General features: G+C 60.5%; 6 protein-coding genes. 3 read left to right on the top strand and 3 right to left on the bottom strand.

Annotation, left to right across the window (positions count from 1 at the left end):
• A partial coding sequence (locus tag VF515_02745) for a hypothetical protein (protein ID HEX7406548.1) occupies positions 1-363 on the top strand: 363 nt, incomplete at its 5' end.
• A gap of 89 nt (positions 364-452) precedes the next feature.
• Here VF515_02745 and VF515_02740 read toward each other — a convergent pair.
• From VF515_02740 to VF515_02730, 3 genes are read right to left on the bottom strand one after another with little or no spacing between them, the layout of a single operon-like run.
• Positions 453-1,268, bottom strand: a complete 816-nt coding sequence (locus tag VF515_02740) for a c-type cytochrome (GenBank protein ID HEX7406547.1) — start codon at positions 1,266-1,268, stop codon at positions 453-455.
• A 28-nt stretch (positions 1,269-1,296) separates the two neighbouring features.
• A complete protein-coding gene (locus VF515_02735; protein HEX7406546.1) occupies positions 1,297-1,938 on the bottom strand; it encodes a response regulator transcription factor in 642 nt (213 codons plus the stop codon).
• On the bottom strand, positions 1,935-3,281 hold the full coding sequence (locus tag VF515_02730) for a sensor histidine kinase (protein ID HEX7406545.1): 1,347 nt from the start codon (positions 3,279-3,281) through the stop codon (positions 1,935-1,937). Before VF515_02730 ends, VF515_02735 begins: the two co-directional genes overlap by 4 nt.
• A gap of 480 nt (positions 3,282-3,761) precedes the next feature.
• Between VF515_02730 and VF515_02725 the strand changes: the two genes are divergently transcribed.
• Together VF515_02725 and VF515_02720 are read left to right on the top strand one after the other, a co-directional pair.
• The gene (locus VF515_02725; protein HEX7406544.1) at positions 3,762-4,376 is read left to right on the top strand and encodes a CBS domain-containing protein; all 615 of its coding nucleotides are present in this window, start codon (positions 3,762-3,764) and stop codon (positions 4,374-4,376) included.
• Between the two features lie 134 nt (positions 4,377-4,510).
• Positions 4,511-5,614, top strand: coding sequence for a 4Fe-4S dicluster domain-containing protein (locus VF515_02720; protein ID HEX7406543.1), 1,104 nt, complete (start codon positions 4,511-4,513; stop codon positions 5,612-5,614).
• Positions 5,615-5,622 lie beyond the last annotated feature (8 nt).

Here is a 5,622-nt window from a genome sequence, read left to right as displayed (position 1 = left end):
CAGGAGCGCGAGCAGATCCTGCAGGTGCACCTGGAGCGCAAGGGCATCACCATGATCCGGCAGCGCTTCGACCTGCCGAAGATCGCGCGCGCCACCGAGGGGTTCGTGGGGGCGGAGCTGGAGGCGGTGGTGAATGATGCGATGTTCCCCGCGTTCATGGACGGCAAGCGCGAAATCGAGACCGCCGATCTGGTGGCCGCCGCGGGCGACATGGTGCCGCTCGCCAAGTCGCACCGCGACCGGATCGCGCAGCTGCGCGAGCTGGTGCTGAGCGGCCAGGCGCGCAATGCCTCGCGCGGCACGGTGACCGAAGAAGTGAAGGTGGAGCAGGTGCGCGGCGAGCGCCGGCTCGATATCGGGTAGACAATTGCCTGAGGCCGGAAGTAGGCAAAGGGGACGTCGAAACGGTCGCGCCGCGAGCTCCTTCCGGCGAGAGCATCGCAATCCCTGACTTATCGCCTCATGGGCCCATTTTCAGCCCCTTGTTTCGGTATCTCGGAATTCCCCCAAATCCGCGTCCAAAACGACCGCAGCCACCTCACAATGCCTGGATGTTTTTCCGCCCCGTCGTTGATCTGACGATTGGGGTCGGGTCCTGCAGTGGGTACAACCGACGGCCTGGTCGTCGTGGCGATGCCTCCGTTGATCATATAGGCGATCGCGGCTCGAATTTCAGTATCGGTAAGGCTGGCCACATCGCCACGGGAAGGCATCGGCCCGTGCCCCTTGATCGCGGAACGGACCACGAACTCGAATCCTTGCTTGAGCCGCGGGATCCAGGCAGCCCGGTCGCCGATCCTGGGCGCGCCCATTGCGCCGGTTTGGTGGCACTTGGCGCAGTACGCCTGCACGACCTCCCCGCCGCCGCGCTGGGCAGCAGAGGCGAGCTTGGTGACGGGCTCGATCCAATCGCCGCCCGACTGGTTGACCATGTAGGTAATGGCGCGCTCGATTTCGGTATCGCTAAGATCGGGATTGCCGCCGTGCGGCGGCATTTTGCGGACACCCTTGAGCGCGACTCCAGTGAGGCTGGTGAGACTCTGAGACGCGAGCTTCGCCCATGCTTTCCGATCGCCGATTTTCGGGGCGCCATTCACGCCTGTGCTGTGGCAGACGGCGCACACCGTCTCCACGACTTCCTTGCCGCCGCGCTCACGCTCTTCTGCGCTCGCCGCTTGCGCTGCGGCCGGCACGAGGGAAGAACAAACCACTACCGTTGCAATACGCCTCGCTATGTTGGCAAGAGATAGACGCCGGTCCACGCGCACTTGCTTGCTCACTACACAACTCTTTCCACTATTTCCGCTCATTCCGCCGGGTGGCGAGCAACGCGGCTTCGACACGGCTGCGCACGCACAGCTTGCCGAGTATGTTCGTCATGTGGTTCTTGACCGTTTTCTCCGCGAGATGCACGCGCTCTCCGATCTCGCGATTGGTCAGGCCTTCGGCCACCAGGTTCAAGATATTACTCTCGCGCTCCGACAGCTCGCTTAACGGGTCCTGCGGCCGCGTCCCTGTCAGCTCGCTCAGCAAGCTGGCGGCGAGCGAGCGCGAAACGTACACGTCTCCGGCAGCTACCAAGCGCACGATATTGGCCAGATCGCGTACCCCCACGCCCTTCACCACGTAACCGCGTGCGCCGCCTTTGAACGCTGCGAGCAACCGGTCTTCGTCATCGAAAGCGGTCAGCATCACGACCTTCGTTGCCGGGCATGCTTGCGACAACTTCTGCACTGTTGCCAACCCTCCCCAGCCGGGCATGCCGATGTCGAGCAGAACGACATCGGGGGCCAGATCCATGGCAAGGCGCAGCGTTTCCTCGCCGCTCTCCGCCTGCCCCACGATCGCGAGATCGGGCTCGGCGGCAAGCGAGTGGGAAACGCCCTCGCGGAACAGCGGATGATCGTCGGCGATAACGATGCGGATGGGTTCAGTCATGCGCCCTCGCCGCCCGTCAAGGGTATATCGGCCCGCACCACCGTTCCCTGACCTACAGCGCTCCATACGTAAAACGTTCCACCCAGAATCTCGACGCGCTCCCGCATGCCTTCGAGACCCAGGTGGCCCTCGGTTTCCGTGGCATGCGTATCGAAGCCTTTTCCTTCGTCGCGCACTACAACCTGCAGCAGGCTGTCCGAGGTGCCCAGTACGATGTGCTGCTTTACTGCGCCGCCATGGCGGAATCCATTGGCCAGCGACTCTTGCAGAAGACGAAACAAGGTGATCTTGACAGGCAGCGGCCCGTCCTCAGGTACGTTGTTGATTGTCAGCTCGACGTCCATTCCAGAGGAGCGCTTGTAGTCGCGCACCACGCGCCGCGCGACGTCGGCCAGAGACAGTTCCTCGATATTGGGCAAGTGCAGCCCCTTGGAAAGCGACCGCACGTCTTGCTGCGCCGAATTCAGCGCTTCCTGAAGTCTCTTGAAATCGTCGGCCACCGTGGACTTCGCGCCGATCGCCGAGCTGCAGGCGCGGCACATGTCCGCCAATGTTTCCAGGCGCATGGCCGCAAGGGCAATTCCCTGGACCGGGCCATCGTGCAGATCGACCGCAATACGGTGCAGCGAGCGCTCGTAGCGCGCTGTCGTGCCTCCTGCGGCGCGGGCCACCCGCTCATGGACCTGCTCCTTCTCCGCCAACAGGTTCGTGAGCTGGGAGACTTTCTCCTGCAGTTGCTGCTTCTGGGCGATGAGGGTGTTGCTCGCGGGCATGATCAGGGCGGCAAGCAACAGATACATGACTGTCGCTGCCGCGATCACCGCCATCCAGCTTTGCAGCCGGGCCGTGCCGACGACCTGGTCCAGGGCATCGGTCATCTGGTGGATCTGCGCAACCGTCAGGATCGATCCGTTTTTCGCTTGGTGTACCGGCGCGTAGATTTCGATGAGCTCCGACCCGTGCGCGCCCTGGAGCCGGCGTTCTTCATCCTCGAGTGTGACCATCCGCGATTGCGTCTCGCCCCGAAACGCGGCGGCAAGGGCGGGTGTTATCGCAGATTGCAGACCGATCTGGGTGAGATCAGTGCTATAGAGGACGCGTCCGTCGCGTGACCACAACTTGAATGCCACGATACGCTCTCCGAGCATCGTTCCGTGAAGCAGCTTGTCCAGCGCAAGCATGTCGGCATCGCTCAGCAACCCGCCGCTGGCGAGGGTCTGAGCGTGGTCGGAGAGGACGCTGTCCATATACAGGGTGAACAGCTCCCCTTCGTGACGAATCATTCTTTTCTCAATCGCCCCGCTGAGCCAGGTGCCCAACGCCAGCATCCCGACCAGCAGCACGGCGAACCCGCTGACCAGCGGTTTGTGGGTGAGGCTCATTCGAACGGAAAAGCTCATGGCGGCCGCCGGAGATCGTGGTAGTGGTGAAACAAATTATAACAAGCACATTCTGGGCGTCTATCGACCTAGGTCCCGTCGCAAAAAGGACCAATGTCCCTGCCAATTCATGACCATCGCCTCTGGTGCAATCACCGGGCTTTGCACATGATAGTGTCAATTGCAATGCATCGGAGGGCGCGAGCGCATTGCAAGGCGCACCTGAGGAGCAGCACGGGGGGGCACGGTGAACAAAGGTCTTGGCATGGAGCGTATACCCAAACTGCTTGATTTGGCTACTGCCTCGGTTCTGGTTGCCGGGCCGCAGGAGTGTCGCGCGCAATTCGAATGGATGGCTGCTCGCAACGCTGGGCCGGAGCCCTTAGGCCGGACGCAAGGCGAGAGCCAGGTTAGTCGTCAACCCTTCCGCAGAGGAGATTAGCGATGAGAAAGCTTCTTGATAGGTCGGCCGCCGTTATCGGATTCGCACTGTTTTCCCCCGCGGCGTTTGCTTTGCAGGTCGAGGACGCACAGATGTTCGTTGGAGAAGCGGGACTGTACGTGCTTGTTCTGAGCACGATTGTCACCGTCGTCTTTGTGTGCTTCAGGCAATTGCCGGACAAGCACGCAGCCACTTTGCAGACAATACTAAGTGATGAAGCCGGCACGACACATTCAGTGGAAGCCGATGCTCTGGTAGTGGAGTGTGTACGCAAGATGACCGACAACAAAATCGGTGCCCTGACCGTCATGGATAGCGGAAAGCTGGTCGGCATTTTCACCGAGCGGGATGCGCTGAGCAGAGTGCTGGCTGCCGGCCGCGATCCCCGCGATACTAGAGTCGTCGAGGTAATGACGACAAATCCCTACTGCGTCTCGCCCGAGATGACCGTGGACGATGCGATGGAGTTAGTCACCAAGAAGCATTTCCGGCACCTGCCGATTGTGGAAAACGGCAAGGTGGAAGCACTTTTGTCGAGCCGCGATCTAACGCATTGGTTGGTCAAGAATCGGGGGGGAGATGTTCAGGATCTGGTCGAGCTTGCCAATCGGTCCTGACTAATTGCCACCGCCGCGACCGCGTCGTAGCGACAACCTTGGCTGGCGGCGTTGCGGGCATGAGTGCCGTAGTTCTTACCGGTGTTACCGCGCGCCCGCTCCCACGACCTAACAGTTGAGCCACATCAGGAAAAATGGTGCCACAAGAAAAAAAAGCCTCCCGCGTCGACCTTGACAAGGAGCCGCCATCGCAGCGCGAATCCCGGCTGGGGCAGGCGAAGAAGCCCGGAAGGACGGTCAATTCCTCGCGGCGCGGTTTTCTGAAAGACGCGGGCGGCCTCGGCATCGCTTCCCTAATGGGCGCCGCAGCACTGCTGACCAACTCCGATGACGCCCAGGCGAAGATGGAGTGGGCCGAGTGGTTCCAAGGCAACTATCGCCTGATGACCGACAAGGAGAAGGCGCAGGCGAAAGCCCGGCTGGAGATGCGCTACTCGAGCGAGTACGGCAAGCCGGTCACGGTCGACACCACGCCAGCAAAGGAGGGGGTGTTATTCGGCTATGCACTGAATATTCAGAAATGCATCGGTTGCCGCCGGTGCGTGAAGGCCTGTGTCCAGGAAAATAATCAGTCGCGCGGCGATGAATCCCACAAGGGAAAAGAAATTGAGTGGATTCAAGTCCTGAAAATGAAAAAGGGTGAGTTCACCCAGGAAAAAATGAACAAGGGTTACCCCAGCGACACGGGGATTCAGGTGGGCGGCAATGCCTACAGCGCCGCCGGGGTCACGCTGGAAGGTGAGAATTACTATCGGCCCGAACAGGTTCCCGAGAAGGATGCCTTGTATATGCCGATGGCCTGCATGCAGTGCGAAAAGCCGCCCTGCGTCAAGGTCTGCCCGGTGCGGACGACTTATCGCGAGCCGGACGGCATCGTGGTGATCGACTACAACTGGTGCATTGGCTGCAAGCAATGCATTGACGCGTGCCCCTACTGGGCACGCCGTTTCAACTTTACCACTCCGAATTTACCCAAGGAAGAAATGAACCCGGTCACGCACTACATGGGCAATCGCCCGCGTATGCGCGGTGTTGTCGAGAAATGCACCTGGTGCGTTCAGCGCACCCGCTCGGGGCGCTATCCGGCTTGCGTCGAGGTTTGTCCGGTGGGCGCACGCAAGTTCGGCAATCTTCTTGATCCCGAAAGCGAAGTAAGCCGAATTTTGGCCAGAAAAAATGTCTTTAGACTAAAGGCTGAACTCAACACTTATCCAAAATTCTTCTACTACTTTGACTAAGCAGTGAA

The organism is Candidatus Binatia bacterium, assembly GCA_036382395.1.
GTDB lineage: Bacteria > Desulfobacterota > Binatia > HRBIN30 > HRBIN30 > JAGDMS01.
This window is presented reverse-complemented; position numbering and strand designations above follow the sequence as displayed.